This is a genomic window from Mesorhizobium sp. LNHC232B00, from assembly GCF_000502435.1.
Lineage (GTDB): Bacteria > Pseudomonadota > Alphaproteobacteria > Rhizobiales > Rhizobiaceae > Mesorhizobium > Mesorhizobium opportunistum.
Genome location: NZ_AYWP01000004.1, coordinates 145,971 through 172,187, shown reverse-complemented (window position 1 = coordinate 172,187; position 26,217 = coordinate 145,971). Strand labels below are relative to the sequence as shown.

Annotated in this window: 24 protein-coding genes; 8 read left to right on the top strand and 16 right to left on the bottom strand. The window is 64.2% G+C overall.

Annotated features, from left to right (window positions below; all coding sequences use genetic code 11):
- The first annotated feature begins 126 nt into the window (after positions 1-126).
- Both X743_RS160535 and X743_RS160540 read left to right on the top strand, forming a co-directional pair.
- On the top strand, positions 127-1,125 hold the full coding sequence (locus tag X743_RS160535; RefSeq protein WP_023764783.1) for a serine hydrolase: 999 nt from the start codon (positions 127-129) through the stop codon (positions 1,123-1,125).
- A gap of 10 nt (positions 1,126-1,135) precedes the next feature.
- Positions 1,136-2,251 carry an anhydro-N-acetylmuramic acid kinase gene (locus X743_RS160540; protein ID WP_023764782.1) on the top strand — a complete coding sequence of 372 codons (1,116 nt, stop codon included), beginning with the start codon at positions 1,136-1,138 and terminating at the stop codon, positions 2,249-2,251.
- Here X743_RS160540 and X743_RS160545 read toward each other — a convergent pair.
- The 3 genes from X743_RS160545 to X743_RS160555 all read right to left on the bottom strand — a co-directional run bounded on the left by X743_RS160545 (position 2,248) and on the right by X743_RS160555 (position 6,008).
- Complete coding sequence (locus X743_RS160545) at positions 2,248-2,670, bottom strand: GNAT family N-acetyltransferase (RefSeq protein ID WP_023764781.1); 423 nt, start codon at positions 2,668-2,670, stop codon at positions 2,248-2,250. The genes X743_RS160540 and X743_RS160545 overlap by 4 nt on opposite strands.
- Before the next feature lie 72 nt (positions 2,671-2,742).
- Positions 2,743-4,122, bottom strand: a complete 1,380-nt coding sequence (locus tag X743_RS160550; protein WP_023764780.1) for a sigma-54 dependent transcriptional regulator — start codon at positions 4,120-4,122, stop codon at positions 2,743-2,745.
- Positions 4,119-6,008 carry a sensor histidine kinase gene (locus tag X743_RS160555; RefSeq protein WP_245264183.1) on the bottom strand — a complete coding sequence of 630 codons (1,890 nt, stop codon included), beginning with the start codon at positions 6,006-6,008 and terminating at the stop codon, positions 4,119-4,121. Before X743_RS160555 ends, X743_RS160550 begins: the two co-directional genes overlap by 4 nt.
- A 242-nt stretch (positions 6,009-6,250) precedes the next feature.
- On the opposite strand from X743_RS160555, the gene X743_RS160560 reads away from it, so the two are divergent.
- Positions 6,251-7,579, top strand: a complete 1,329-nt coding sequence (locus X743_RS160560; RefSeq protein WP_023764778.1) for a dicarboxylate/amino acid:cation symporter — start codon at positions 6,251-6,253, stop codon at positions 7,577-7,579.
- A gap of 116 nt (positions 7,580-7,695) precedes the next feature.
- Here the strand turns inward: X743_RS160560 and X743_RS160565 are convergent, their stop codons facing one another.
- The 12 genes from X743_RS160565 to X743_RS160620 all read right to left on the bottom strand — a co-directional run bounded on the left by X743_RS160565 (position 7,696) and on the right by X743_RS160620 (position 19,314).
- Positions 7,696-8,715 (bottom strand): ROK family protein, encoded by a 1,020-nt coding sequence (locus X743_RS160565; RefSeq protein WP_023764777.1) that lies wholly within the window; start codon positions 8,713-8,715, stop codon positions 7,696-7,698.
- Positions 8,712-9,434 carry a ribulose-phosphate 3-epimerase gene (locus X743_RS160570; RefSeq protein WP_023764776.1) on the bottom strand — a complete coding sequence of 241 codons (723 nt, stop codon included), beginning with the start codon at positions 9,432-9,434 and terminating at the stop codon, positions 8,712-8,714. The genes X743_RS160565 and X743_RS160570 overlap by 4 nt, the downstream gene beginning before the upstream one ends.
- A complete protein-coding gene (locus X743_RS160575; RefSeq protein ID WP_023764775.1) occupies positions 9,431-10,264 on the bottom strand; it encodes an alpha/beta hydrolase in 834 nt (277 codons plus the stop codon). Before X743_RS160575 ends, X743_RS160570 begins: the two co-directional genes overlap by 4 nt.
- The gene (locus X743_RS160580; RefSeq protein ID WP_023764774.1) at positions 10,264-11,082 is read right to left on the bottom strand and encodes a sugar phosphate isomerase/epimerase; all 819 of its coding nucleotides are present in this window, start codon (positions 11,080-11,082) and stop codon (positions 10,264-10,266) included. Before X743_RS160580 ends, X743_RS160575 begins: the two co-directional genes overlap by 1 nt.
- Entirely contained in the window at positions 11,082-12,158 is a 1,077-nt protein-coding gene (locus X743_RS160585) for a Gfo/Idh/MocA family oxidoreductase (RefSeq protein ID WP_023764773.1), read from the bottom strand. Before X743_RS160585 ends, X743_RS160580 begins: the two co-directional genes overlap by 1 nt.
- 11 nt (positions 12,159-12,169) lie before the next feature.
- Positions 12,170-12,991, bottom strand: coding sequence for a sugar phosphate isomerase/epimerase (locus X743_RS160590; RefSeq protein ID WP_023764772.1), 822 nt, complete (start codon positions 12,989-12,991; stop codon positions 12,170-12,172).
- 99 nt (positions 12,992-13,090) lie between these two features.
- On the bottom strand, positions 13,091-13,933 hold the full coding sequence (locus X743_RS160595) for a carbohydrate ABC transporter permease (protein ID WP_013896870.1): 843 nt from the start codon (positions 13,931-13,933) through the stop codon (positions 13,091-13,093).
- 5 nt (positions 13,934-13,938) lie between these two features.
- Positions 13,939-14,835: a sugar ABC transporter permease gene (locus tag X743_RS160600; protein WP_023764771.1), complete on the bottom strand. Its 897-nt coding sequence runs from the start codon at positions 14,833-14,835 to the stop codon at positions 13,939-13,941.
- A gap of 133 nt (positions 14,836-14,968) precedes the next feature.
- Positions 14,969-16,216 (bottom strand): sugar ABC transporter substrate-binding protein, encoded by a 1,248-nt coding sequence (locus tag X743_RS160605; protein WP_023764770.1) that lies wholly within the window; start codon positions 16,214-16,216, stop codon positions 14,969-14,971.
- Between the two features lie 108 nt (positions 16,217-16,324).
- Entirely contained in the window at positions 16,325-17,470 is a 1,146-nt protein-coding gene (locus X743_RS160610) for an ABC transporter ATP-binding protein (RefSeq protein WP_023764769.1), read from the bottom strand.
- Between the two features lie 89 nt (positions 17,471-17,559).
- Positions 17,560-18,510, bottom strand: a complete 951-nt coding sequence (locus tag X743_RS160615; protein WP_023764768.1) for a PfkB family carbohydrate kinase — start codon at positions 18,508-18,510, stop codon at positions 17,560-17,562.
- A gap of 3 nt (positions 18,511-18,513) precedes the next feature.
- The gene (locus tag X743_RS160620; RefSeq protein WP_023756676.1) at positions 18,514-19,314 is read right to left on the bottom strand and encodes a class I fructose-bisphosphate aldolase; all 801 of its coding nucleotides are present in this window, start codon (positions 19,312-19,314) and stop codon (positions 18,514-18,516) included.
- A 162-nt stretch (positions 19,315-19,476) separates the two neighbouring features.
- Between X743_RS160620 and X743_RS160625 the strand changes: the two genes are divergently transcribed.
- From X743_RS160625 to X743_RS160635, 3 genes are all read left to right on the top strand, one after another.
- Positions 19,477-20,238 carry a DeoR/GlpR family DNA-binding transcription regulator gene (locus tag X743_RS160625; RefSeq protein ID WP_023764767.1) on the top strand — a complete coding sequence of 254 codons (762 nt, stop codon included), beginning with the start codon at positions 19,477-19,479 and terminating at the stop codon, positions 20,236-20,238.
- A gap of 262 nt (positions 20,239-20,500) precedes the next feature.
- Positions 20,501-21,649 carry a Gfo/Idh/MocA family oxidoreductase gene (locus X743_RS160630; RefSeq protein WP_023764766.1) on the top strand — a complete coding sequence of 383 codons (1,149 nt, stop codon included), beginning with the start codon at positions 20,501-20,503 and terminating at the stop codon, positions 21,647-21,649.
- 101 nt (positions 21,650-21,750) lie between these two features.
- Positions 21,751-22,701: an alpha/beta hydrolase gene (locus tag X743_RS160635; protein ID WP_023764765.1), complete on the top strand. Its 951-nt coding sequence runs from the start codon at positions 21,751-21,753 to the stop codon at positions 22,699-22,701.
- On the opposite strand, the gene X743_RS160640 is transcribed toward X743_RS160635, so the two are convergent.
- The gene (locus X743_RS160640; RefSeq protein ID WP_023764764.1) at positions 22,689-23,723 is read right to left on the bottom strand and encodes a LacI family DNA-binding transcriptional regulator; all 1,035 of its coding nucleotides are present in this window, start codon (positions 23,721-23,723) and stop codon (positions 22,689-22,691) included. The genes X743_RS160635 and X743_RS160640 overlap by 13 nt on opposite strands.
- Before the next feature lie 254 nt (positions 23,724-23,977).
- On the opposite strand from X743_RS160640, the gene X743_RS160645 reads away from it, so the two are divergent.
- Complete coding sequence (locus tag X743_RS160645; protein ID WP_023764763.1) at positions 23,978-24,931, top strand: sugar kinase; 954 nt, start codon at positions 23,978-23,980, stop codon at positions 24,929-24,931.
- Positions 24,928-26,211: a D-tagatose-bisphosphate aldolase, class II, non-catalytic subunit gene (locus X743_RS160650; protein ID WP_023764762.1), complete on the top strand. Its 1,284-nt coding sequence runs from the start codon at positions 24,928-24,930 to the stop codon at positions 26,209-26,211. Before X743_RS160645 ends, X743_RS160650 begins: the two co-directional genes overlap by 4 nt.
- The last annotated feature ends 6 nt before the right edge of the window (positions 26,212-26,217 follow it).

Here is a 26,217-nt window from a genome sequence, read left to right as displayed (position 1 = left end):
TTTCGCCAATCTCAAATGTTGGAAGGTTGGCGCAACATCAAAGCTGCCAATCTCCCCCCTTGCGGGGGAGATGTCCGGCAGGACAGAGGGGGGTGTGACGGATCGCGGCCTTTCAGGAGGCCAGCATTGAGGCCCCTCGCCCCACTCTTCGACCGAGCATTCCAACCACTGGAAGCGGCAGTAGCGGAGGGTCGCATTCCCGGCGGCGTGCTTGGCATTGTCGACAGGAATGGCGAACGCATCACCCGCTCAATCGGCTCCGCGCAGCTCGTGCCGAAGCAGCGACCGATGCATGTCGACACTTGGTTCGACCTGGCGTCGCTGACCAAAATCATCTTCACCACGCCGCGCATCCTGGCGCTGGCGGAAGCCGGTTTGATCGACCTCGACGCGCCGCTGATCTCGGTGCTGCCGGATCTTCGCCAGTATGACGCGACGGCCTGGGAGCGGAAGGTGACGTTTCGCCAGTGCCTCGGGCACCAGACGCCGTTTCCGGCGGTCGAGCCAATCTACACTTACGGACGCGATCCGGAGCTGCTGCGTGCCTTCATCCTGCAGCGCGAATGGCGGGCTCGCGATCCTGTTTATTCCGACATCAATTTCATCCTGCTCGGCTTCGCGCTCGAGCGGCTGTCGGGCAAGACCATCCGTGACATGGATCCCGGCCCGGGATTTGCCTGGTCCGCCGAACCCGACGCGTCAGCCGCGACGGAGGACTGCACCTGGCGTCATCGCGTGCTCTCCGGCGAGGTGCACGACGACAATTGCTCGGCGCTGCAGGGCGCGGGGCATGCTGGCCTGTTCGGAACGGCGGCGTCGATACTCGATTTCGCGCAAGGGCTGCTGACGGGCGCTTCCGAACCTTCGATCACGCTGATGCGCACGCCCTTGTCCGCCACCCGCACGCATGGCTGGGAACGTCCGTATGAGGGCTGGTCCGGCGGCGCCTTGTGCAGCCCGGGGACCGTCGGCCATACCGGCTTCACCGGCACTGGACTGTGGATCGATTTCGACAGAGGCAAGGCCTGGACCTTGCTCACCAACCGGATCCATCCGACACGTCATTTCGACAGTGGAATCGTTGCGCTTCGGCAAGCGGTCGGCGATCTCATCAACAGCGACTAAGGAAGCGACCATGGAACCAATCTGGGCCGTCGGCCTGATGACCGGCACGGTGCTTGACGGCAACATCGACGTCGCGCTGATCAAGACCGATGGCGAGCGCATCGACGATTTCGGCACCTATCGGCTGATGCCCTATCCCGCCTCCATCCGCGCCCTGCTGGAAGAGACGCTGACGGCGGCGCGGGCCTGGAATTTTGTCGGACCCGAACCGGCGATCTTCCGCGAGGCCGAGGAAGCGCTGACGCGCGCCCAGTCGGCGGCGGTCAAGGAATTGGTCGAAGGCTACGGCATGACGATGGCCGATATCGGCATCGTCGGCTTCCACGGCCAGACGGTGCTGCATCGCGCGCCGCAGGTCGGACGGCTCGGCCAGACCCGGCAGTTGGGCGACGGCGAACTCATGCACGCCCTCTTGGGTACCAAGGTCGCCTATGATTTCCGCTCGGCCGACATGCGCGCCGGCGGGCAAGGCGCGCCCTTGGCCGCCGCCTATCACACCGCGCTGATGCGCAGCGCCGGCGCCAGCGGCGAGGTGGCCGTGCTCAACCTCGGCGGCGTCGCCAACGTCACCTGGTGGGACGGCGCCGACAATGTCGTTGCCTTCGACACCGGCCCCGCCAACGCGCCGCTCAACGATTTCATCAAATCGAAGGGGCTCGGCGAAATGGACCGCGACGGCGCGCTCGGCCGTGCTGGCAAGGTCAACGAGGCCCGGCTCGCCAAGCTGCTGGAGCATCCTTATCTGACCAAGCCCTATCCAAAATCGCTGGACCGTTTCGATTTTGGCGCTGCGATGGCGGACGGGCTGGACGCCGAGGACGGCGCAGCCCTGCTCACCGCCTTCACTGCGGCGGCAGTCGGCAAGGCGCTCGACCTTTTGCCAAGCCGGCCGAAAAAACTGGTGGTCAGCGGCGGCGGCCGTCACAACCCGACCATGATGGCGATGCTCGCCAGCCGCGCCGGCGTCGAGGTGGTGCAGGCGGAAAGCCTCGGCTGGAGCGGCGACGCGGTGGAGGCCGAGTGTTTCGCCTTTCTCGCCGTGCGCGTGCTGCGCGGCCTGCCGATCAGTTTTCCGAGCACCACCGGCGCGCCGCAACCGATGCGCGGCGGAAAGCTCGCCGGTTAAGCCAGTTTCTTCTGCAGGAAGATGCGGCTGCGGCCGACCGGGAAATCGGCCAGCGTGCCGAAGGGCTGGTAGCCCTGGCGTTGGTAGACCTTGGCGGCGTTCGGATTGAAGGTGTCGATCCAGGCGTTCCCGCAGCCGCGTGCAACGGCTTCCTGTTCGGCCGCGTCCAGCATCTGGCCTGCCATGTGCTGGCCGCGCAGCCTTTCGTCGACCCACAGCCACTGCACGTAAAGCCAGCCCCAGGCGGTGTAACCCGAGATGCCGGCGACGACCGCGCCGTCCTCGTCGCGCACGAACACCGCCAGGGCCTTTCTCTCGGAAGCCCCGACATCGCCGTCGTTGAACGCCGTCAGCTGTTCGCCGAGAAAGGCGAGGTCTTCCGGCAAAGGCTTAGCCGTCGTTTCAAGTGTCGTGTTCATGGCTCTTCCGAAATGCTCGACTGGGTGGGCTTGAAGCGTTACGGGCGTAAGGCCCTGGCGCAATTTCTATGTCTACTCTCGAACAGCTTGCGGGTCGCCGCCATTGCGGAAATCCGACGCGGCAATGCCATAGCGCTTGAGCTTGTCGTAGAAAGTCTTGCGCGGCACGCCGAGCGCGTCGATGGCGCCGCGCACGTCACCGCCATGATCGCGCAGGGCCTCGCGGATGAGCTGCGCCTCGTAGTGGCCGACGCGTTCGGGCAACGGGGCCGCCGGCTCCCGCGATCGCGGAGAAGCCGCCCTCGCCTCATCGTCCGGACCGAGGCCGAGCGCGACGCGATCGGCGAAATGGGCGAGTTCGCGGACATTGCCGGGCCAACCATGCGACTGGAGATGATCGCTCACCGCGGCATTCACCCTGGCGACCGGCCGGCCGAAGCGTTCGGCGGCTTTGCCGAGGAAATGACCGAACAGCATCGGGATGTCGCCGCGCCGCTCGCGCAGCGGCGGGATGCGCAGCGTCACCACGTTGAGGCGGAAATAGAGATCCTCGCGAAAATGGCCGCGCTGGTCCGACTGGCCGAGATCCACCTTGGTCGCCGCCACGACCCTCAAATCGATGCGCCTGACATCATTCGAGCCGAGCGGGGTGAGACTGCGTGTCTCCAGCACCCGCAGCAGCTTGACCTGGAGGGCCGGCGGCATGGATTCGATCTCGTCGAGGAACAGCGTGCCGCCGCTGGAATGCTCGATGCGGCCGATGCGCCGCCGCTGCGCGCCAGTGAAGGCGCCCGCCTCGTGGCCGAACAGCTCGCTTTCGATGACGGTCTCCGGCAGAGCACCGCAGTTCAGCGCCACGAAAGGTTTTGCCCGGCGCCGGCCCCACCGGTGCAACAGGTCCGCCACCACCTCCTTGCCGGTCCCGGTCTCTCCTTCCACCAGCACGTCGACATCCATGTCGGCGATCTGGCGCAAGGTTTCGCGCAGCCGGCTGATGGCGGGCGCTTCGCCGATCAGCGGCAGGCCGTCGGCTGCCTGGGCCGCGGCTTCGCGCAGCCGCCGGTTCTCCACGACCAGCCGCCGCTTCTCCGAGGCTCGTCTCAGCGCCTCGACGAGGCGGTCACCGGCATAGGGCTTCGGGATAAAATCGTAGACGCCGTCCTTGAGCGCGGCCACCGCAAGATCGACGTCGCCATGCCCGGTGACCAGGATCACCGGTATGTCGGGATCGATCGCCTTGATGCGGTCGAACAGTTGCAGCCCGTTCATGCCGGGCATGCGGATGTCGCTGACGACCACACCGTCGAAATCCCGGTCGACGACAGCAAGCGCTGCCTCGGCCGCCTTGAGCGCGACCACGGTGAAGCCGGCGAGTTCGAGCAATTGCGTGGTGGCGTGAAGCAGGTCGGCATCGTCGTCGACGAGTGCCACCAATCCTTGTTTCTGCGTCATTCGATCCGCCTCAAGTCGATGGTGAAGGATGCACCAGTGCCATTGCCGGGGCCGCTGGCGCTGCCGTGATCGAGCCGCAGCGTGCCGCCCAATTCCTGGGCGATCTCTTGCGAGATCACCAGCCCCAGCCCAAGCCCCTTCTCCTTGGTGGTCTGGAACGGCATGAACAGATTGCCGGCCGCTTCAGGACCGAGGCCGGGACCGTTGTCGCGCACCGAAATCAGCACCCGGTCGTCCCGCTCGGCGAGTTCGATCTCTATGCGGGGATCGGGCCGATCCTTCATGGCGTCCAACGCATTCTGCAACAAATTGACCAGGATCTGCTCCAGCCGGATACGGCTCGCCATGACCATCGGCGAGCCGTTGCCGAGCGGCTTGACGATGGTGACGCCGGAATCGCGGATGCGGCCGGACAGAAGCGACAGCGCGCCGTCGATCGCCTCGCGTACCGGCAGCGGCGAGGCGGCGACACCGGGCCGGCGGGCGAAGGTGCGCAGTGTGTTGGTGATGGCGCCGATNGAGATGATCGACGCCAGATTGCCGGTCGCCGGTTCGGTCTTGCCGGTTTCGAGAAAGCGCCCGGCATTCTCGGCATAGGTACGGATCGCGGCGACCGGCTGGTTGATCTCATGCGCCACGCCGGCGGCGATCTGGCCAAGGATGGAAAGGCGGTTGGCCTGGGCGAGATCGTCGCGCAGCCGGCGGACCTTGGCTTCGGCGCTCTCACGCTCGGAGATTTCCTCGGCGAGTGCCGTGTTGGAGCGCGTCAGCTCGGCCGTCCGGGTGCTGACCCGGCTCTCGAGCTCGGCATTCATGCGCGCCAAGGCCTCTTGCCGCAACCGGCGCGTACGGCGGCGCCTTGTGAGCACGTAGGCAAGCAGGCCCGTCAGCAACAGCCCCAGCAGCGTTGTCAGGCGCGCCGTGTTGGCGGCGGACGAGAGGGCGGCATCGGCCGGCGTCAGCAGCCAGAGGCGCCAGCCGGGGACCGCACCGGGCAGATCCTGCACCACTTCGACGAACTGGCGCGATTTTCCAGAACCGTCGATCGTCGCCAGGCCGTCACCGGCACCACGCCGTATCGGCAGCGGTTCGAAGGCCGCATCGGCCAGCTGAAGCTGCTCATGCGCGGCGGCGGCAGCGCCAGTTGAGAGCGGCGCCAGCGCATGAAAGCGCCATTCTGGCTGGCTGGTGGCCAGCACGACGCCGCGTTCGTCGGTGACGAAAACGAGGAAGCCGCTGGAGCGCCAATTGGCTTCGACGCCGTCGAGTTCGACCTTCAGCACTGCGACGCCAAGCGGCTTGTCGCCATCGTCGACACGGCTGGCGAGGTACAGGCCGGGCTTGCCGCTGACCGTGCCGAGGCCATACTGGCTGGCGGCGCCCTTCGCCATCGCTTGCTGGAAATAGTGCCGAAAATTGTAGTCGATGCCGACAAAGCTCGCCGGCTCGCCGGCATTGCTGGCCGATATGGCGATGCCGGCCGTATCGATGACATAGATGGCGGAGGCCGAGGCATCGCCGGCAATCGCCTTGAGCTTGTCGTTGAGGGCGGCTTCCCGCATCTTTCCGGCGCGGCGCAGCGCTCCGCGCACCGCATCGTCGCGGGCCAGCACCAATGGCACCAGGCGCTGCTTGTCGATTTCGCCGGTCAGCGTGCCCGCCGCCAGCGGCAGGGCGGCAAGCGCTGTGTCGCGCAGATTGTCGGCCGCCTGGTCGGAAGCGATGCGGCCGGCAATGGCGATCGCGGCAGCCAGAACCGCAAGGGCAATGATGACGACAAGCCAGCGGCCATCGCGTAGCCGCACTGCTGCCTCGCGCAGCAAGTCACGGCCGAGGGTCCCCGCGTTGCCGCTATCGGTGCCTGCTTCCGGCGCTGGCTTGTCCATTTGTCCTCGGGTCTTCGCCGCCAGTGTAATGCGAAATTCCGCCCAAGCAAACGCTGCCTGTGCGGAAATCCGCACAGGTAATTGCCGCATGGCTGCGAACAACGCTGGAAATCCGGGGATTCCGGCCTTTCCGCGATCTGGCACGGCGCTTGCAAAACTCTCTCCAGCGGCGTGCGACCGGAGCGCCGCGATGGGAGAAGTCACGCAGGGCGGGTTCCGTCCATCCGGCCAGGGAGAGTTCGATGCACATCGCAGATCAATCGGGCGCGCCTGCCGCGCAGCGCAAGCCCCTCTATGCCCAACTCTACGTGCAGGTTCTGGTGGCGATCACCGTCGGCATCCTGCTCGGCCACTATTATCCGTCGATCGGCGAAAGCATGAAGCCGCTCGGCGACGCCTTCATCAAGCTGGTCAAGATGATCATCGCCCCGGTCATCTTCCTGACGGTCGCGACCGGCATCGCCGGCATGAGCGATCTGCAGAAGGTCGGGCGCGTCGCCGGCAAGGCGATGCTCTATTTCCTCACCTTCTCAACGCTGGCGCTGATCATCGGCCTTGTCGTGGCCAATGTCGTGCAGCCGGGCGCCGGCTTCAACATCGACCCCGCCACGCTCGATGCCTCGACCGTCAGCACCTATGCCGCCAAGGCGCATGACCAGTCGGTCACCGGCTTCCTGATGAACATCATTCCAGGCACGATCGTCGGCGCCTTCGCCGACGGCGACATATTGCAGGTGCTTTTCTTCTCGGTGCTGTTCGGCATCGCATTGGCGCTGGTCGGCGACCGCGGCGCGCCGGTGCTCAACTTCCTTCAGGCGTTGATGGCGCCGATGTTCAAGCTGGTCAGCGTGCTGATGAAGGCCGCCCCCATCGGCGCGTTCGGCGCCATGGCCTTCACCATCGGCAAATACGGCATCGGCTCGGTCATCAATCTCGCCATGCTGGTCGGCACCTTCTACGCGACGTCGCTGCTGTTCGTGTTCGTCGTGCTGGGAGCCGTCTGCCGCTACAACGGGTTTTCCATCCTGTCCTTGATCCGTTACATCAAGGAAGAGCTGCTTCTGGTGCTCGGCACCTCCTCCTCGGAGGCCGCGCTCCCCTCGCTGATGGAAAAGATGGAAAAGGCCGGCGCCAAGCGCTCGGTGGTCGGGCTGGTCATTCCGACCGGCTATTCCTTCAACCTCGACGGCACCAACATCTACATGACGCTGGCGGCGCTGTTCATCGCCCAGGCGACGAACATCCATCTGTCGATCGGCGACCAGATCCTGCTGCTGCTGGTGGCGATGCTTTCCTCGAAGGGCGCCGCCGGCATCACCGGGGCGGGCTTCATCACGCTGGCCGCGACGCTTTCGGTGGTGCCTTCGGTGCCGGTCGCCGGCATGGCGCTGATCCTTGGCGTCGACCGTTTCATGTCGGAGTGCCGGGCGTTGACCAACTTCGTCGGCAACGCCGTCGCCACGCTGGTGGTCGCACGCTGGGAAGGCGAACTCGACGAGGCCAAGCTGGCGAGAGCATTGGCTGGAACAGCCGACGACAGCCTGCCGGCGGATATCGTTCCCGCCGAGTAATCCGCGGCCGTTTAGAAACGTCGATGGCCGGAGGCATCGCTGTCTCCGGCCATTTTCACGCGCGGCGATGTCAGGCGGTTTTGCCGTGCGGCGCGAGCACGCCGCGCAGCTTGAGCTCAACCCTTGAAGTCCCTTCTGATGTCCGGATAGGTGCTTGGACCGACAGGCATGCGCGCCGCCAGGTTGCCATCATCGAACAGGACAAGGCTGGCCGCGCCAACCAGACCGGCGTGGCGACCGAGCTGGGCCTCGACAACCGGCACGTCACGGTAGGCGCGCATGGCACGCTGCCGGATGGTCGCCTCGATCACAGGCGCCATCAGGTCGAGGCCATTGGCGATGCCGCCGCCGACAACCAGCACGTCGGGCGAATAGAGATGCAAGAGGTTGGTGAAGCCGACGCCCAGCCAGCGCGCCTCTTCCTCCAGCAAGGCCACAGCGAGGTCGTCCTCCAGCCGTGCCGCCTCGACGACGTGGCGGCCGGTGACCTCGGCGTTGGCCGAGAGACGGCGCAGCGTCGAGCCATCGAAGGCCGATGTCGCGGCATTGGCGCGGCGGCCAAGCGCCGTGCCCGAGGCAATGGCCTCGAAGCAGCCGACGACACCGCACACGCAACGCTCGCCCTCATTGGTGATGGTCATGTGGCCGATCTCGGCGGCAAGGCCACGGCGACCGTGCAGGATGCGCCCGTCGACCACGACGCCGCCGCCAATGCCGGTCGAAACGGTGACGAAGACCAGCGAGCGAGCGCCATGACCGGCACCGAAGCGCCATTCGCCAAGTGCAGCCGCGTTGGCGTCGTTCTCCAGCCGCACCGGCAGGCCGAGCCGGCGCTCGAGGATGTCGGCCAGCGGCACGTCCTGCCAGCCGGCGAGCGTCGGCGGTCCGACGGCGATGCCGGCCAGCGGATCGAGCGGCCCCGGCGCACCAACGCCGACACCAACAATGGCGAGCCCAGGGGCCTCGGCATGAACGGTCGCGGCCAGCGCCTCGATCTGGCCGATCACCACGTCGGGACCGGCCTGTGCCTGCGTCGGCACGGCCGAGAAGGCCAGGATCTTGCCGTCACGGTCGACCAGCGCGGCACGAAGCTCGGTGCCGCCAAGATCGATCGCGAGGGCGGCTTCGGTGGTCATGCCGCAACCTTCAGCCCATGCAGCCAGCCGATGCGGCCGACCAGATCCTTGTCACCAAAGGCGAGCGAACCCAGAACCACGGTCTCGGCGCCCGCGGCGCGCAACAGCGGCACGGTCTCGTGGCGAATGCCACCGTCGGCGGCAAGAACCACGGCTGCCTCACGGCCGGCCTCTCGCAGGATGGCACGGGCAGCGCGCAGCCGGTCGCAGGCTTTCTCCGACAGGCCCTGGCCCTTGACGCCGATCGCGGTGCCGAGCAGCGTGACGAAGGCGACCTCGGAGACGAAAGGCGTCACCGCCTCGACCGGCGTCTCCAGCCGGAGCACCACGCCGGCTTCGGCGCCGAGTTCACGCGCCAACTGCACGGCGCGTAATCCCGCCTCGCCGTTTTCTGCGTGGACGCTGATCATGTCGGCGCCCGCCTCGATGAACTGGCGCGTCTGCGCCTCGACGATCCGATCATCGACCATCAGATGGACATGGATAGGCTTCGCCGTCAGCTTGGCGATGCGGGCGACGAGATCGGGAAAGAACAGGAAAGATGGCGCGAAATGACCATCCGCCACATCGACATGGTGAAGGTCGACATAGGGCTCGATCCGCCTGAGATCGCTCTCGATATTGACGAGGTCCGCGGACCACGACGAGAATTCGGCGATCATGCGGTCGCGCGGCAGTGCGGCGATGGCGGCCGGGCCAGAGAGTGGTTTCGAGATCATGATGGGTCCTGGTTGTTGAAATTCATGTCGAGAAAGCCGCCTATGGCGGCACGGATCTCAGCGAAATGGCGGTCCTTGTCGGTCGCCTTTGGTGTCACTTCGGCGAAAATCGCGTTGGGGATGATCTCAGCGAGCTCGCGGGCGGTCGCCAAGGGATGAACGAGATCGAGGCCGCAGCCGATAACGAGCGTCGGGATGGCAAGCGCGCCAGCGGCAGCCCGCGACACGCCGGACCCGTCGGCTGCGATCGCCTGCATCACCTCGGCGAAGACGGTGGCATTTTCACGCTCGAAGAAGCCGAGCAGCGAGGCGAGATTATCCGGCGCCCCGCTGCGAAAGCGGGCCGCAGTCACGGAGGCTGCGAAGGCGTCACTCGCCTCTGCCAATGGAAGCCGATTGATGAGTTCCGCAACTTCGACGTAAGGGCGCATGTTTTGTGGCGCCGCGTCGAAGGCCCAGGCAGGCCGCACCAGCACCAAACCAAGGACACGGTCGGGGTGGCGAGAGGCCAGGTGCAGCGCGATCGCCGCGCCCATCGAGATGCCGCCGGCGACGAAACGGTCGAGGCCGGCCGCATCGGCGGCGGCCAGCAGGTCGCCGGCGAACATCGCGATCGAGAACGGGCGTTTGCCGCCCACGCCGGAATCGCCATGGGCGCGGCATTCGACTGTCAGCCGGCGGTATGATGGTTGGTCAAGAAAATTCTGTGCCACCTGATTGGCATCGCCGCCGAGACCATGCTGGAAGATAACGGGGAGCCCGCCCTGCCCCGTATCGAAGACACGAAGCGCGGCATCGTCGCGAAACATGGTCGTCGACGCGGCGTTCATCAAAGCAGCCCGCGCAGGAAGGCGGCGACGCCTGGGGCCTCGTCGGCGGACAGCCCGTGGGTGACGAGCGCCCCGTCGAAGCCCACGGCCTTCAGACGCGCGATGAAATCCGGGAAATCGACGATGCCTTGCCCAACTGTGGCAAAGCGGCCGTCACCATGCCGGTCCTTGGCGTGCGCCATGGCGATGTGGCCCGCCGCCTCATCGATCGCGGCGGCGACGATGGCACGTGCTTCGTCGGGGCTCGCGTGCTCGAACAGGTTCGCTGGATCGAGCACGATCTTGAGGTGCCTGGATCCCATGTCGACAATCAGCCGTGTTGCATCCTTGGCCGAGGTGACGATGTTAGCCTGTTCGGGCTCTATGCCGAGATCGACACCGGCGGTCTCGGCCAGCGCCAGCGCCTTCGCCATCTCAGCAGCCATGTCCGACCAGGCGGCCGGGGTGGCATTGTCCGGGTGATACGCCCATTGATCGGCGGCGTTGCGCGAGCCGGTGCAGAGTGTCACCAGCGGAATGCCGAGGGCGGCGGCCGTCTCGATGACGACGGCAAGACGGCGAAGACCGTCGTCGCGCACAGCCTTGTCGGGATGCGCCATGTTGTAGGTGCCCGAGAGTGCAGCGAGCGAAACGCCTGACGTTTGCGCGCCGACCCGGATGTTCGCAACAGCATCCGCCGGCACGACATCGGGCATCGACGGCAGGCCGGCGCAGGCGAGATTGAACTGCGTCGTCTCATAGCCCGCTTGCCGTACCGCCGTTAGCACGGCGGTCGGCTCGGTGCCCGCAAACGTCTTGGCGAAAATGCCGAGACGCATCAGACCGCACCCGAAACCGAGGCGAGCTCGACCCGTTCGCCAGTTTCCACCGAGCGGGCAATGGCGACCATGGCGCGGATCGAGGCGATGCCATCGTCGACATTGGCGCCACGCATCGGGGCACCATTCAGCACCGTGTCGGCGAGGCCTTCCAGCTGGCGGCGGAAGAAATGGCCGTCGGCGCCAAGCGGCTTTCGCGAGGTCGCGTCCTTTTCGTGGAAAATGTCGACCTCGCTGGCGCGGAAATACCAGGGGTTGAATGTCTTGGCGATGACGGAGCCGTTCTCGCCATAAAGCTGAAAACCCTCGTGCCAGTCCATGCGCACGGCGACGGTGAGATCGAGATGGCCGAGCGCGCCGCTGGCGAACTCGGTTTCGACGAACCAGCAATAGGCGCCGAAGCGTTCGTTGAGGCGGGCGCGGACCGCCGTGATCTCGCCGCAAAGGAAACGGGCCGTGTCGACGAGATGCGAGCCGTGCGCCAGCATGAAATATTGCCTGAGATCAGCCTTTGGATTGCCCGCCGGCTTCTTCGCCAGCTTGCTGGTGACCGGCAGCGGCTGAATGGCGTCGGTGTTGGTGTAGCGATGGGTGGAATCGCAATACCAGGCCTTCAGCGCCAGCACCTCGCCCATCTCGTCTCGCACGAAGTCGCGCGCAGCCTCCAGCGCCGGGTCGAAGCGCTTCATGTGCCCGACCTGCAGCACCTTGCCCGAGCGCCTGACCGCCTGCGCCAGCGCCTCGCCTTCCTCGACTGAGGTACCGATCGGCTTTTCGCACAGAACATGCTTGCCGGCGTCGAGCGCCTTGATCGACATCGGCACGTGATAGGCGTCCGACGTGGCGACGATCACCGCTTCCAGTTCGGGATCGGCGAGCATGGCGTCATAGTCGGCGTAGATCTTTTGCGGCTCGTAGGTGGCGCCCATGCGGGCGAGCAGATCGGGGGCCGCGTCGCAGATGGCGTAAAGGTCGGCATTCCCGGCCTTCACGCAGGATTGCAGATGCGCGAACTGCGCGATGGGGCCGCAGCCGAGCACACCGACCCTGAGGCGTCTGTCTTGTTTCTTGATCATCGTCTCGTTCTTCAGGCGCCGTAGCCGCGCATTGTCTGTCGGTTGGTCTTGACCGCGCCGGCGGGATCGGCGGCGGCGGTGTCGGATTCCTCTTCGAGCACCAGCCAGCCGTTGAAGCGCGGCGCGGTGCCGGCAATCTCGATCACTTGGGCGGTGTCGCAGACGCCCTTGCCGAGCATTGCCCAGATGCCGTTGGCATCGACGTCCTTCAAATGGATATAGCGGATGCGGTCGCGGTAGGTGCGCAGCGTGTCGGCCATGTCCTTGTGGCCACGCAGGATGTGGCCGGTATCGGGCACCCAGCCGACCAGATCGGGGTCGAGAAGCGCGAAGATCGTGTCGTAGTCGGCGCGATCGAACAGCAGCGTGTTGTGGTGCGAGCTCGGATGCACCGCGACGTCGACGCCGGCCTTGCGTCCGAGTTCGCCGGCCTTGTTGTAGACTTCGGCGGCGATGGCGAACTTGTCGCCGCGCGGACCGTCGGACACGACGGTCGCCGACCCCATCGACACCAGCGCGCCCGGAAAGGCGGCGGCGAAATCGATCCAGCGTTTGGCAGTTTCGAGGTCGGAGCCGATCTCATCCTTCAGTGTAAAGCCACTGTCCGAGCCAAAGGCGAAGGAGACCAGCGTCAGGCTGGACGACCTCAGCGCGGCGGCGAACTCCGACGGCTTGCCGGCATAGCGGCCGATCATGGTATCGGTGATCTCGATGCCGGCATAACCACCATCGGCGATCGCCTTCAGCAGATCGTCGGGGCCGCCGGTGAACCGGTCTCCCAGCATTTCCCAGGTGAAGGTCTGGCAGCCGACTTTGAGGTCTTTCACGTTCATCCTTTCATTCCTTGATATTCCTGATGCGCCTTGCGTCAGCCGTTCGATGATGTGGCGCTGATACGCGAGGGCCCGCTCCTTCTCCTTGGGAGGGGCATCCTACTTGACCGAGCCTGCGGTCATGCCGGCGAGGAAGTACCTCTGGGCAACGAGGTAGATGAGCAAGAGCGGTAGCGAGCCGAGCACGCTCATCGCCATCATCTGGTTCCATTCGAAGGCGTGCTGCCCCATCAACAGCTGGATACCGATCGGGACGGTGCGCATGGACGTCGACTTCGTCAGCGTCAGCGCAAAGAGAAATTCGTTCCAGCACAACAGGAAGGTGTAGACCGACGTCGCCACGATACCAGGCAGTGAAATCGGGACGATCACCCGCCAAAGCGCTGTCCAACTGGTGCCGCCATCGACAGCCACGGCTTCATCGAGATCGCGGGGCAAGGTGTTCAGATATCCCGTCATCAGCAGGATCGCGTACGGCAGCGTAAACACCAGGTAAGTCAGGATCAGTGCGACGTAGGTATCGAAGATACCGTATGAGACGACAAGCCCGAAGAAGGGGATCAAAAGTGTGATCGGCGGAATCGTCTGCGTGCTGATGATGATTGTGTTCAGGCTGCCCTTGCCGCGGAAGTTGAAGCGGCTGAACCCGTAGGCCGCCAGCAAGGCGATCAGCACCGTCAGCACGGTCACCGCTCCCGCCACGAAATAGCTGTTGAAGAAGAAGCGCAGTTTTACCGGGTCGCCAAGGATGGCTGCATAGGCTTCCAGGGTGAAGGCCTTTGGCAGGATGGTTGGCGGCAGGGCAAAGATTTCGGTATTCGATTTGAACGAACTGCTCAGCATCCAGTAGATCGGGAATGCCGCGAAAAAGAGCCCCGCTGCAAGCGCTGCATGGAGCGCGACGGTGATCAGCCTGTCTTTCGGCGTATGCCTTTTCCTCATGGTGACTACCGAGCCTTTTGATAGCGGATGTAGAACAGCGTCAGGCCGAGAGAGATCAACAAGATGACCACAGCGCTCGCCGAAGCCTGCGACAGGTTGTAGCTCGAAAACGCCAGCTTGTACGTGTAGGTGCTGAGGACCTCGGTCGAGTAGATCGGGCCACCGCCCGTCGTTATCCAGATCAACGGGAAGACCTGCATGGTCCAGATGAAGTCAAGCAGCGAGATGCTGATGATGATCGGCATCAGCTGCGGGATCGTGATGAAAATCAGCTTCTGGTAGGCTTTCGCCCCGTCGATATCGGCCGCCTCGTAAAAATCCTTGGGAATGCCCTGCAAACCCGCGAGCAGGCTGACCATGAAGAGCGGATAGCCCGCCCAGATATTGGCGAAGGTGACGGCGTGCAGCGCGGTCTCGGGCGAGGAAAACCATTCGACCTTGGAACCGATGATGCCGATTTGCATGAGAATGCTGTTCACGACCCCGTTCGGCTCAAGCAGGAGGCGCCAGATCACGGCGATGATCACCGCGGTGAACAGCCAGGGCAGTATGTAGAGCACGCGCAGGATATTGCGCAGCGTCGGATTTATGCGGTCGCTGTTCAGCATGAGCGCGAAGACCATGCCGATTGTCATGTGGAAAATGACACTCATGCATGTGAAATAGAGCGTGTGCCACAGCGAAGCCCAGAACACCGGGTCGTCGAAGATCGCCTGGTAGTGTTTCAGTCCGGCAAAGGATGGGTCGCGACGCAGCACCGCGCTGTTCTGGAACGAGTAGGCAATCACCGTCACCATCGGCAGCAGCATCAGAAGCCCGATTATGAGCAGCGAGGGCGACAGATAGAGGTAGGGTGCGACCGCTCGTTTCAGCTTGTGGTGGGAGCGCTTTTGCCGGGTCATGTGCCAACCTTGGGATACGCCTTCAAGAGAAGGTGAGCTTCAAAAACAGGTCCATCTCAAATTGCCGATCCGTTGTTGCCGGGTGGCCTGCCCGAAGTCAGGCCACCCGGTCGAAGCACTGGGAACGGGCCGATCAGAATTTCGCCATCCAGCCCTTCTGAGCGGCGGCTGCGGCTTGTTCGGGAGACTGTTCGCCGGCGAGCATCTTCTGGGCTTGCACGTCGAACTGGGTCATCAGGTCTTCAGCCACCGGCAGGCCCGTGAACTCATTGGCGAGATAACCGGTCTTGAAGATTTCAAAAGCCTTGCCGAACGCCTTGTCCGAGGTCACGAAATCGGGCTTGGCGTTGACGTTTCCCGGGAAGGCGTTTGCAAGCGACACGAGCTTGGCGTTGACCTTTTCACTCATCAGATATTGGACGAGTTTCCAGGCCTCTTCCTGATGTTTCGACGCAGCCGAGATGCCGATGCCCCAGGAGGCATAGGGAAGGCCGCGCTTGCCCGTATAGTTTTCCACGACAGGGACCGGGATGAGGTCGAAGTTCAGCTTGGGATTGCGCTTGCGGATGAGGTTCACATGGGCGAGCGAGTCGATCATCATCCCGACGCGGTCGTTGACGAATTCCTCGACCTTTTCCTGCTCGGTCTTGGTAGCGATGCCGGGCGAGATGGTGCCGGCGTCGTTGAGCGATTTGACGAAGGTTAGCATGTCCACCACCGGCTTGCCCTCAAGGTCCGGCTTGCCGTTCGCCATCATCGACTGGCCGGAAGCCCAGACCCACGACATCATGTCGTTCTGGACGCCGGACGGCGTTTGCAGCGAAAGGGGCAGCACCCAGCCATACTGGTTCTGGTCGGCGTGCGTCATCTTCTTGGCGGCATCGAGAAACTCCGCACGGGTCGACGGCAGCTTGGTCACGCCGGCCTTGGCGGCGAGGTCCAAATTCACGAAGACCGGGTAGACGAAGGAAGCGACGGGAAACATCACCGCCTTGCCGTCCACCTTGATGATGTCCGCGACTTGGGCTTTGTCGAACTTGCTCGCCTCCATCATCGGGTTCATGTCGGCCAGCGCACCCTGCGCGTTCAGATTGTTCACCCAGGCGCCGTCGAGACCGACGACGTCGCTGAGTGTTCCGGTTGCAGCGCCAACCGAGATCTGGTCTCGCGTGGTGGCGTAGGGGCCGCTGACCAGCGTCACCTTGATTCCGGGGTTTGCCGCCTCGAACTCATCCATGATTGACCTGAGCGAGCCAGCCGGCAATTCGGGCTCCCACCATTGGGTGAATTCCAGCGTCGTATCCGCCATGGCGCCGGTTGCGCCAAGCAACCATGCGGCCGCGGCTATTTTCAGCATCGCGGGTTTTATGCGAAACATCATTTTCTCCTCCTTCTTTAGGATCGACCGCACAATGCGCCCGATCGTCTGGTTATTAAGAAGTCTCCTTATGCAGGTGCCTCACCCTCACCCGCGTCTTGTCGCGTATATTCAGATCGCCAGATGCGTCTCGGGATCGAAGAAATGGAGCTTGGCGTCGTCCAGCGCCAACCTGATTTCCGCGCTGGAGCGGACTGTGCTGACCGGTTCGAATCTTGCCACCGCATTCGACGCCAGGCCGAAATCCTGCACCGCGTCAGGGTCGCCGGAGTCCACCCGGACCGCGTCTATGTTGAGATGGACGATATGTTCGGATCCGAGTTCTTCGATCGAGGTTACCCTTGCCGGTATCGTCTGATACTTGCGGCCGGATTCGAGGCTGCTGTCATAGAGATCCTCCGGTCGTATCCCGAACACGACCTTGCGCCCCGCATACGACCTCAAGCCCGGTCTGCGCACGAAGGCTGCATCCTGCAGCCGGATGGCAAAGGCGCCGGACGTCAGTTCGTCGCCCGTCAGGGTCGCCTCGAAAAGGTTCATCGAAGGAGACCCGATGAAGCCGGCAACGAAGGCGTTCACCGGCGATTCATAGAGCCTCTTGGGTGTGTCGACCTGCTGCAGCACGCCGCCTTTCAACACCGCGACCCTGTCACCCATCGTCATGGCTTCGGTCTGGTCGTGGGTCACATATATGGTCGTTACGCCGAGCTGCTTTTGCAGACTGGTGATTTCGGCGCGCATTTGGACACGCAGTTTCGCGTCCAGATTGGAAAGGGGTTCGTCCATGAGAAAGGCTGCCGGCTCGCGCACCATGGCGCGGCCCATGGCAACCCTTTGACGCTGTCCGCCTGAAAGGTTCGCGGGTTTGCTGTCCAGCAGAGATGTCAGTTGAAGGGTTTTGGCGATCTCGTCCACGCGTTTCTTGCGCTCGGCTTTCGGCTTGCCTGCCAGCCGCATCGAAAAGGCGATGTTTTCGGACACCGTCATATGCGGGTAGAGGGCGTAGCTCTGGAAGACCATCGCGATGTCGCGATCCTTGGGCGGCATGTCGACGACGTCTATTCCGCCGATCCGCAGGCTGCCGCTGGTGACGTCCTCCAACCCTGCGATCATCCGCAACGCGGTGGATTTGCCACAGCCGGACGGCCCGACGAGAATCAAGAACTCGCCGTCCTCGACCGACAGGTTCAATTGGTCGATCGCGTGAAAATTGTTCCCGTAGGTCTTGCAGATATTCTCAAGAACGACTTCTGCCATATTCCTCCCTCCACAAGTCCAAGCCACTGATTCTTATGATGGTCCTCGGCTTATGTTCACCTGCGAAATCTTTCCTCGTACAGTTCGGGCTATGTTCCGGTATCGAGCCGCGCATGTTTCAGTTCGACCGCCGACGGCGCGTTCGTCGATGCCAGGAGTTCCGTGACCCGGTCGGCAGTCGGAAGCGCTTCGCGCCCGCCCCGCCCCGTTATCGAAAGGGCCGCCGCCGCGGCCGCGAATGCAACCCGGCCCGCGGTGTCGGCCCCGCGCGTCAAGGCAAGGGCATAGGCGCCATGAAAGCAGTCGCCGGCACCGGTCGAGTCGACGACGGCAACCCGGTGCGGCGGCAGGTGCCAGACCCCCGTCTCGTCGCGTCCGCGATAGAAGACGCCCCTGCCGCCATCCGTCAGAACCACGGCGGATCGCGACGGCAACCACAATGCATCGAGTATCTCGGCCGGCGACTGGAGGCCCGTGGCGGTCCGCGCAAAGCCGAGCGGAAGAATGAGATGGTCGCAGAGCCCGATCAGTGTCTCGGTGGCTGAGCCGTGGCTCCATTCGATATCGCCGAGGATCGCAAGGCCAAGATCGCGAGCCCGAGCCACGACATCCAGCGACCCGATCCCGTAGCCATCGACGATCAGGACGGTCGCGCGGCTGAGGACCTCGTCCGGAAAATCTGGCGCGGTGCCCAGCATCGCTTCGTCGTCATACGCGATGAACCGCTCCCCATCCGAACCGACGGTGATCCGCGAGCGCACCGGGCGCGCGTGCGGGTGGCGCGGCGCGAACGCGGTTTCAACGCCGCTTGCAACGAGGTCGCACAACACGGCGTCGTCGGCGGCATCGCTCAGCCAGCCGACGAACCCGGCGGTGCCGCCAAGCCGCGCGACGGCGGCAAGTGCCGTCGCGACATTTCCCCCGAAAGCTCGGGCACTTTGCAGAACCTTCCCCTTGCCCGCCGACAACGGCTGATCGACATAGACGATGTCGTCGATCGCAATCGCTCCGAAGCCAATGATTGAAGGGACGGTGGGCATCGTTCAGGCACCCGCCTTCGCCAAGGCGTCTTGCGCCGAAAGGCCGTCATGGATGACGCCCCGAAAGGCAATCGCCGCCTTTTCCGGATCGCCATGCCCCCAGAGATTGCGGCCCACAACGGCACCGCGCGCGCCGGCACGGATGGCGTCCGCCGTCTGCTGAAGGGCGCCGAGCAGCGTGTCGGTCTTCGGACCACCGGCGATCACAACCGGCACCGGGCAGGTCCGAACGGTCTCTCGAAACGACTCGAAATCGCCCGTGTAACCGATCTTGATCACGTCGACGCCGGACTCGTAGCCGATGCGTGCCGCATAGGCGATCTCGTCGGGGGTGAAGACGATTTTTGCCCCGTCGGTGAAATCGCGAGGGTAGATATGCGCCACCACCGGCATGCCGTAGCGGGCCGCAGCATTCACCGAATCGGTCAGCCAGCGTATGTATTTGCCCTCGGTCGCGCCGCGCACCGGAATGGCCACGGCCAACGCATCGGCGCCAGCGCGCACCGCATCCTCGGGCGTTGCAATCAGTTCGCTGATGCGATCGTCTGGAGTGAAGCAGCCGGCCTGGATCACCAGGGAAGCCTTGCCCGCATATTGCGGCCACAGATGGCGCGCGGTGCCGGGCTGGATGCTGACATAGTCGGGTTTGCCCACCATGACGCGTGCAAGCGCGCCCGGCAGGTCGGCAAGACCCCCTTTGCGCACGTCGCCATAGCCGACGAAGTGGTCGACCGCGCCGCCAAAAAGATTGCCCGATGGATGTGAGAAGAGGCGCGCCAGGCGCACCTTGGTTCCGAGGCTCATGAGTCTAAAACTCTCCAATCGATTGGTTTCAAAATCCCGGATCCAGTGTTTTCGAAAGAAAAGATAAATGCAATCTTTCGAAAGCTTTCGAATTCGCGTATTTTTGATAGAGTGAACCGAGGCCAGCGCGATCGCTTGGCGCATGGAGGCAAGGACAGGGCAATGTTGTCGGAGCAGAGACGCCAGTCGATCCTGGGTGAGGTGCAACGCAGCGGACAGGTTCGCATCAAGGACCTGTCGGACGAATTTGGCGTGTCGGAAGTCACGGTGCGCTCCGACCTCGAGATACTGGACCGCAAGGGACTGCTGACCAAGACCCGCGGAGGGGCGGTGACCCGGACGACGGATTCGACCACGGCCGCGTTCGCCCGGCGGATGCAAACGAACCTCGACGCAAAGAAACGCATCGCCCGGGCAGCGGTAGACCTGTTCGAGGACAACCAATCGGTCATCTTCGACGGCGGCTCGACGTTGATGCAGGTTGCCATGCTGCTACCACCGCTCAGCAATGTCGTGGTCGCGGCCACGGCGATGAATATCGTGCAGCATCTGATGCATCGGCCGGGGCTCGACGTTCACATGATCGGTGGCCGGGTCTATCCAGACACGGTGAGCACGCTGATCACCGATGCCGACACCGCTCTCGGCGGCCTGGTGGCGCATCAGGTCCTTGTTGGAGCGCATGCGATTGACTCGTCACTGGATGTGGTCGACGTGAACGAAGATATGGCGCGAACCAAGCGAAACCTCGTGCGCATGGCCCGGCGCGTTGTGCTGCTTGCGGATTCGAGCAAATGGGGCGTCAGCGGAACCTCCAAGGCATTTTCGCTGTCGAGCGTCGATGTCGTGATCACCGACGATGGTCTGTCCGACCCGATACGCAGCCAGCTCGATAGGACCGGGGCCAAGGTGATCTATGCCTGACCCCATCGCGGTCCCTGGCCGCGACGTAATATCTGCGCGCGCAAGCCCACGGGATCCGCATCGGCGGCCGGCCGTTTTTTCATGTCTGTCATTTCCTCCTCCTAGGGCTGGCAGCCTACCAATGTCGCCAGCGTTTTCGCATGTTCTATAAAAATTTTACGCGCGTCAATATTTAAAATGTTGTATAGCGCTTTCCAAAACGATCCGTTGCCGGCGCAGCGGATCCGGCAGACCATAACCGCATCGGGAGGACCGATCTAAAATGCAGGCAAAATCAAGGGAAAAACTCGGAATCGGTGTCATCGGATGTGGCAACATCTCGATGACCTATTTGCGCAATGCCGCCCTCTTCGGCGGCATCGAGTTGCGCGCCTGCGCCGATATTTCGGCCGACATGGCGGCGTTGCGGGCCAAGGAATATGGTATCCGGGCACTCGGCGTCGATGCGCTGCTGGCCGACCCCGAGATCGATCTCGTCCTCAACCTGACCATTCCCGCCGCACATTTCGACATTTCGTTTTCAGCGCTTTCGGCCGGAAAGCACGTCTTCACCGAAAAGCCGCTGGCGATTTCGGCTAGCGACGGGCGCCGGCTGGTGGCGGAGGCGGCCAAACGCGGCGTGCTGCTCGGCTCGGCCCCTGACACCTTCCTGGGTGCTGCCGGGCGCCGCGCGCGCCGGCTGATGAACGAGGGCGCCATTGGCCGCCCCGTCACCGGCACCGCCTTCATGATGGGGCGCGGCATGGAGCACTGGCATCCCAACCCGCAATTCTACTACCAGCCGGGCGGCGGCCCGGTGTTCGACATGGGACCCTACTACCTGACCATGCTGGTCAACCTGCTCGGTCCGGTCGCGCGCGTCATGGCGATGGCAACGCGTGGCCAGGAGGAAAGGCTGATCACCGCCGAGGGACCGTTCAAGAACACGACGTTCAAGGTCGGTACGCCGACCAATGTGTTGTCGCTGCTCGAATTCCGCTCGGGCGCCACCGTCACCTTCGGCGCGTCATGGGATGTCTTCCGCCATTCCAACCACCCAATCGAATTGCACGGCACGGAAGGTTCGCTGCGCCTGCCCGATCCCGACACGTTCGGTGGCACCGTCTCCTTGTCCGAACGCGGCGCCGAGTGGAAGGATTACGCCAGCGAAGGCGAGCTCTACGGCGCCCGCAACTGGCCTTACGCCGCGCCCGACCGCGCCAATTACCGCATGCTGGGCGTCGCCGATCTGGTGCGCTCGCTCACGACTGGTGCGACACCCCGCGCGTCCGGCAATCTGGCGCTGCATGTGCTGGAGATCATGGAGGCGATCCTGCAGTCGGGCGAAACGAAAAGCTCGGTTTCCATTGCCGGCAATGTCGCCCAGCCGGCGCTGCTGACCGAGGACGAAGCAAGCAGCTTTCTCGCCTAGACTCGGATCACCGTTTCACCGAACGATGATCTGTTGTTCTGACGCAATTCCGGACGGAAAACCGTTTCACACTTTTCCTGGAATGCTTCACGGAGATAACGATGACGCTCGACCCCGATGCCTTGCGCGCCCTCGAAATCGGCCGTGCGGCCGGCAGCGAACCGTTCGAGCATGGCAGCGTGGCGGCGGCGCGAGCAGCCTACAACGCTTCGTTCCCGGCGCAGCAGGGCGAGCACGAGCCAGTCGCATCAACCGCGCAGCTAACGATCGACGGGCCGAACGGCCCGGTCACGATCCGCATCCATCGCGGCATCGGCGCGCCACTGACCGCAGCGCGCGCCGTGCTCTATCTGCATGGCGGCGGCTGGGTCATCGGCAATCTGGATTCTCATGACGAGATCTGCCGCTGGTTGGCCAATCTGGGCAATGCCATCGTGGTCTGCCCCGATTACCGGCTGGCGCCGGAACACAAGTTTCCGGCCGGGCTCGACGATTGCGCGGCAACGCTCCGCTTCATGGCGCGGAATGCCAGGGAACTCGGCATCGACCCAGCCCGCATCACTGTGGCCGGAGACAGCGCCGGCGGCAACCTCGCCGCTGTTCTGGCTTTGCTTTCCCGCGACGGACTGGCGCCGCCGCTTGCAGCCCAGATCCTGATCTACCCCAACACCGATGCCCGCCAGACGGCGGACAGCTACCGCCGTTTCGGCGACGGCTTCGGGCTCACCGCCGCCACCATGGCCTGGTTCCGCGACCACTATGTGCGAACGCCTGATGACATCACGGACTGGCGGGTTTCGCCGCTGCTCGCGTCAAGCCTTGCCGGCGCGGCACCGGCGTTTGTCGCGCTCGCCGGCCACGACATCCTTGCCGACGAGGGCACGGCCTATGCCGAACGCTTGCGGGCCGACGGCGTGCCGCTGGTCTTGCGGCAGTGGCCGGGGCAGATCCATGGCTTCGTCTCGATGGGTCGCCACATCAAAGCCGCGCGGCAAGCGGTGAGCGAGGCGGCGGCCTGGCTGCAGTTGCAGCCGCCCGATCAGGCCGATTGACGCATCACCAAGGTCGCGCCGAGCTTGACGTTGCGTGCCAGGCCTTGTCCGGGCGGATCGGCCTCGTCCAGCAGGGCAAGCAAGATCTCGACGCTGCGGCCGGCCATGGTGGCGAAATCCTGCGCCATCGTGGTCAGCGCCGGACAGGTGTAGCGGCTCAGCGGATGGTCGTCATGGGCGGCGACACGGAAGTCGCAATCGGGTCGGCGACCGATCTTCAGCCCGCGCGAAAAGGCGGCCGCCATGACGCCGAAGGCGAGGCGGTCATTGGCGCAGAGCAGCGTGCGGGCCGGCAGGCCGCCATTCTCGAGCGTCTTGTCCATCCATTCATGGCCAATGCGCTCGAAATCCCAGCTGTAGTCGGCCGCCGCCTTGAGCACGATCGGCTCCAGACGAGTGGCTCGCATCGTGTCGATATAGCTCTGCAGGCGCTCGCGAGAATTGTGATTGACGTGCGGGATGTCGACATAAACAGGCGGTTCGCCGGACCGGCAGAGATAGTCGACGATGGTCGAGGTGCTCTGATGATTGTCGTTGCCGACGAACGGCGTGTCGCCCTCGATATAGGTGTCGAAATAGACGATCGGAATGTCCTCGCTCATCTGCTCGAAGACGCCGGGTTCGGAGACCGATCCCAGGGGAGCGACGATGGCGCCGGCGACCTTCAGCGACATCAGCGTCCTGACCGATTCCGCCTCCAGTTTCGGCGAACCGTGCGAGGAGATGACGATCGGCCAGAAGCCCTCGTCGCGGCAGCGCAGTTCGATGCGGCTGACCATTTCGGCATAGAATGGATCGGTGAGCGCCGGCACGATGATGCCGACATTGCGGGTGCGCTTGCGATTGAGATTGCGCGCGAAAACGTTGGGCTGGTAGTCCGACGACCGCAATGCCGCCTCGATGCGCGCCCGCGTCGCCGGCTTCACGCTCGCCGGATCGTCGAAATATTTCGACAGGGTCGGCCGCGACACGCCGGACGCCCTGGCGAAATCATCCATGGTACGGTGGGTCTTCTCCGCCATCGATATTCCACGCCCCCTCGTCCTTGCTCGCCAGTCCTTTTTCGGTCTGGCCAGAATCAGTCTTGCGACCGTTGCCGTGAGGCAGCATTGCTTGACCGAATTTATCAGTCAAATTTTCGCGTTTGCAGTACAACGCAAAAGAATCGCGCGCGTCAAATTATTTATTGACGCTCTAAAATTGGCAACCTAGGTTTTGAACGCGCATGGCAATAGGGATGGCATCCGGCAACCCGCCACGGGCGAATGGGGAGGATATGAAGAAACTGGTTTGCGCCGGCGAGATCCTGGTCGAGATCATGGCCGAGCGGATCGGCCAGAGCTTCCTTGCCCCCGGGCCGCTCGTCGGCCCGTTTCCATCCGGCGCGCCGGCGATCTTCATCGACCAGGCGGCGCGGCTCGGCCAGCCGGCAGGGCTGATCGCCGCGGTCGGCGATGACGATTTCGGCCATTTGAACATCGAGCGCCTGCGCGCCGACGGCGCCGATATCTCGGCCATCAAGGTGCATCGGGGTGCGGCGACCGGAACCGCCTTCGTCACCTACGAGGCGGACGGCAGCCGGCATTTCGTCTACAACATCAAACAAAGTGCCGCCGGCCTGATCGAGATCGGCGCCGAGGCGCGCGCGCTACTGGCCGGCGCCGATCATTTTCACGTCATGGGCACCTCGCTGTTCTCGCCCGAAGTGATCGAGGTGGCGCGCAACGGGATCGAGGCTGTCAAGGCGCGCGGCGGCACGGTCTCCTTCGATCCCAACATCCGCAAGGAGATGCTCGATCTGCCAGGCATGCGCGACGCCTTGCACTTCGTGCTCTCGAAGACCGACGTTTTCCTGCCGAGCGGGCCGGAACTGTTCATCTTCGCCAAAGCGACCGACGAGGAAGGCGCGGTGCGCGAAATGCTGGGACGCGGCATCTCCACTGTGGTGGTCAAGAAGGGCGCCGACGGTGCCGTTCACTACGACCGGACCGGGCGGACGGTTTCGCCCGGCTTCGCCGTCGATGAAATCGATCCGACCGGCGCCGGCGACTGTTTTGCCGCCGCCTTCGTCTCCTTCTGGCTGCGTGGAGCGACACCTGAAAAAGCGCTCAGCATCGCCAATGGCTGCGGCGCGCTGGCAGTGACGAAGAAGGGACCGATGGAGGGCATCGCCTCGCTTGCCGCCGTCGAAGCCTTCATCAAGACCGCCAAGACCGGTGCGCCGGCATGAGCCAGGCGACGGACAGGCTGGCAGCGATCGCGACGCGTCGCGCGGCCGGTGAACGCTGCGGCATTGCCTCGATCTGCTCTGCTCATCCGCTGGTCATCGAGGCGGCGCTGCGCGATGGCAAGACGCGCGGCGCCGACGTGCTGATCGAGGCCACCTGCAACCAGGTGAACCACGAGGGTGGCTATACCGGCATGACGCCAGGGGATTTCCGCCGCTTCGTCGAGGCGATCGCCGGCAAGGTCGGCTTTGCCCTGGACAGGCTGGTGCTCGGCGGCGACCATCTCGGTCCCAATCCGTGGAAACACCTGCCGGCAGCCGAAGCCATGGCGAAAGCGTCGCGCATGGTCGATGCCTATGCCGAGGCCGGCTTCACCAAGCTCCATTTGGACGCCAGCATGGGCTGCGCCGGCGAAGGCGCCGCACCGCCAGACGCGACGATTGCCGCGCGTGCGGCCGACCTGGCCGAAGTGGCGGAAGCCGCCACAGAACGAACTGAAGGTGCCAAGCCGGTCTATGTCATCGGCACGGAGGTGCCGGTGCCTGGTGGCGCTCTTGAGGCGATGGAGCATCTGGCGGTGACCACACCGGAGGCGGCACGCGAGACGGTGCGCATCCACCGCGATGCTTTCGCCCAGCGCGGCCTCGACCGGGCTTTTTCGCGGGCGATCGGCGTCGTCGTGCAGCCGGGTGTCGAATTCGGCAATGCCGACGTGATCGCCTATCAGCCGGAACGCGCACGGGCGCTCGCCGGCACGCTCCGAGACCTGCCGCAATTCGTCTTCGAGGCCCATTCGACCGACTACCAGCCGGTGGCGGCACTGAGCGCGTTGGTCGATGACGGCTTCGCCATTCTCAAGGTCGGGCCGTGGCTGACCTTCGCGCTGCGCGAAGCGCTCTACGGCCTGAGCCACATCGCCGACATTCTCGCTCCCGACGCCTCGCGGGAAAGCCTGCCGGCGGCGATGGAGCGCGTCATGCTGGCGGCGCCGGGCAACTGGAAGAATTACTATCACGGCACCGAGGCCGAGCAGCGGATCGAACGGCATTTCTCCTACAGCGATCGTATCCGCTATTACTGGCCGGCGCCGGGCGCCCAACAGGCCGTGGACGCGCTGATGCAGGCGCTTGGCGACCGCGACATCCCCTCTCCCCTCATCAGCCAGTATCTTGGTCGTCTCGGTGGTGCCGTGGCGAATGGATCCGTCGCGCCGAAAGCGAGGGAATTGCTGATCGCTGGCGTGACGGAGGTTCTCGACATCTACGCCAGCGCGACCGGCTGACCAGCC

Excerpts from the sequence above, each read along its gene's own strand:
- X743_RS160560 (WP_023764778.1), top strand. The coding sequence starts at position 6,251 with ATGCACATCGCAGATCAATCGGGCGCGCCTGCCGCGCAGCGCAAGCCC.
- X743_RS160620 (WP_023756676.1), bottom strand. The coding sequence starts at position 19,314 with ATGAGCCTCGGAACCAAGGTGCGCCTGGCGCGCCTCTTCTCACATCCA.
- X743_RS160625 (WP_023764767.1), top strand. The coding sequence starts at position 19,477 with ATGTTGTCGGAGCAGAGACGCCAGTCGATCCTGGGTGAGGTGCAACGC.
- X743_RS160550 (WP_023764780.1), bottom strand. The coding sequence starts at position 4,122 with ATGACGCAGAAACAAGGATTGGTGGCACTCGTCGACGACGATGCCGAC.
- X743_RS160635 (WP_023764765.1), top strand. The coding sequence starts at position 21,751 with ATGACGCTCGACCCCGATGCCTTGCGCGCCCTCGAAATCGGCCGTGCG.
- X743_RS160575 (WP_023764775.1), bottom strand. The coding sequence starts at position 10,264 with ATGAACGCCGCGTCGACGACCATGTTTCGCGACGATGCCGCGCTTCGT.
- X743_RS160585 (WP_023764773.1), bottom strand. The coding sequence starts at position 12,158 with ATGATCAAGAAACAAGACAGACGCCTCAGGGTCGGTGTGCTCGGCTGC.
- X743_RS160595 (WP_013896870.1), bottom strand. The coding sequence starts at position 13,933 with ATGAGGAAAAGGCATACGCCGAAAGACAGGCTGATCACCGTCGCGCTC.
- X743_RS160545 (WP_023764781.1), bottom strand. The coding sequence starts at position 2,670 with ATGAACACGACACTTGAAACGACGGCTAAGCCTTTGCCGGAAGACCTC.
- X743_RS160650 (WP_023764762.1), top strand. The coding sequence starts at position 24,928 with ATGAGCCAGGCGACGGACAGGCTGGCAGCGATCGCGACGCGTCGCGCG.
- X743_RS160540 (WP_023764782.1), top strand. The coding sequence starts at position 1,136 with ATGGAACCAATCTGGGCCGTCGGCCTGATGACCGGCACGGTGCTTGAC.
- X743_RS160645 (WP_023764763.1), top strand. The coding sequence starts at position 23,978 with ATGAAGAAACTGGTTTGCGCCGGCGAGATCCTGGTCGAGATCATGGCC.
- X743_RS160565 (WP_023764777.1), bottom strand. The coding sequence starts at position 8,715 with ATGACCACCGAAGCCGCCCTCGCGATCGATCTTGGCGGCACCGAGCTT.
- X743_RS160580 (WP_023764774.1), bottom strand. The coding sequence starts at position 11,082 with ATGCGTCTCGGCATTTTCGCCAAGACGTTTGCGGGCACCGAGCCGACC.
- X743_RS160590 (WP_023764772.1), bottom strand. The coding sequence starts at position 12,991 with ATGAACGTGAAAGACCTCAAAGTCGGCTGCCAGACCTTCACCTGGGAA.
- X743_RS160640 (WP_023764764.1), bottom strand. The coding sequence starts at position 23,723 with ATGGCGGAGAAGACCCACCGTACCATGGATGATTTCGCCAGGGCGTCC.
- X743_RS160630 (WP_023764766.1), top strand. The coding sequence starts at position 20,501 with ATGCAGGCAAAATCAAGGGAAAAACTCGGAATCGGTGTCATCGGATGT.
- X743_RS160605 (WP_023764770.1), bottom strand. The coding sequence starts at position 16,216 with ATGATGTTTCGCATAAAACCCGCGATGCTGAAAATAGCCGCGGCCGCA.
- X743_RS160610 (WP_023764769.1), bottom strand. The coding sequence starts at position 17,470 with ATGGCAGAAGTCGTTCTTGAGAATATCTGCAAGACCTACGGGAACAAT.
- X743_RS160600 (WP_023764771.1), bottom strand. The coding sequence starts at position 14,835 with ATGACCCGGCAAAAGCGCTCCCACCACAAGCTGAAACGAGCGGTCGCA.
- X743_RS160570 (WP_023764776.1), bottom strand. The coding sequence starts at position 9,434 with ATGATCTCGAAACCACTCTCTGGCCCGGCCGCCATCGCCGCACTGCCG.
- X743_RS160615 (WP_023764768.1), bottom strand. The coding sequence starts at position 18,510 with ATGCCCACCGTCCCTTCAATCATTGGCTTCGGAGCGATTGCGATCGAC.